Source organism: Burkholderia sp. BCC1640, from assembly GCF_902833125.1.
GTDB lineage: Bacteria > Pseudomonadota > Gammaproteobacteria > Burkholderiales > Burkholderiaceae > Burkholderia > Burkholderia diffusa.
On sequence record NZ_CADFEF010000157.1, the window covers coordinates 1 to 472 of the forward strand.

Here is a 472-nt window from a genome sequence, read left to right on the forward strand (position 1 = left end):
CAGCTTGGCGGCCTGCGCGTCGTCGTCCATCACGTCGACGCGCAGCCGCATGCGCGTGATCGGCGTCTGCAGGTCGTGCGAGATCGCGGCCAGGATCTGCATGCGCTCGGCCGTGTAGGTGGCGATCCGGTCCTGCATGGCATTGAAGGCCCGCGCCGCGCGCGCCACCTCGGAAGGTCCCGTCTCGGGCAGCCGCTCGCCCTTCAGGTCCGGCCCGAGCGCATCGGCCGCGCGAGCCAGGTCGTGCAGCGGCCGCGTGGCGAGGCGCACCGCCAGCCAGCAGCAGAACGCCAGCAAGGCGAGCTGCACCACCAGCACCGCCGGCAGCCAGCCCGACAGCGGCACGCTCGACATCGGATGCAGGTCGATCGTCAGCGGCGAGCCGTCCGACAGCTTCAGGTGCACCTGCAGATGCTCGGCGTCGCCGGGAATCGCGTTGGCCGTCACCGGGTAGGCGCGGCCGATGCCGTCG

General features: G+C 72.2%; 1 protein-coding gene. It reads right to left on the reverse strand.

Annotated features, from left to right (window positions below; genetic code table 11):
* A partial coding sequence (locus tag HWX25_RS32980) for a HAMP domain-containing protein (protein ID WP_175912783.1) occupies positions 1–472 on the reverse strand: 472 nt, incomplete at both ends.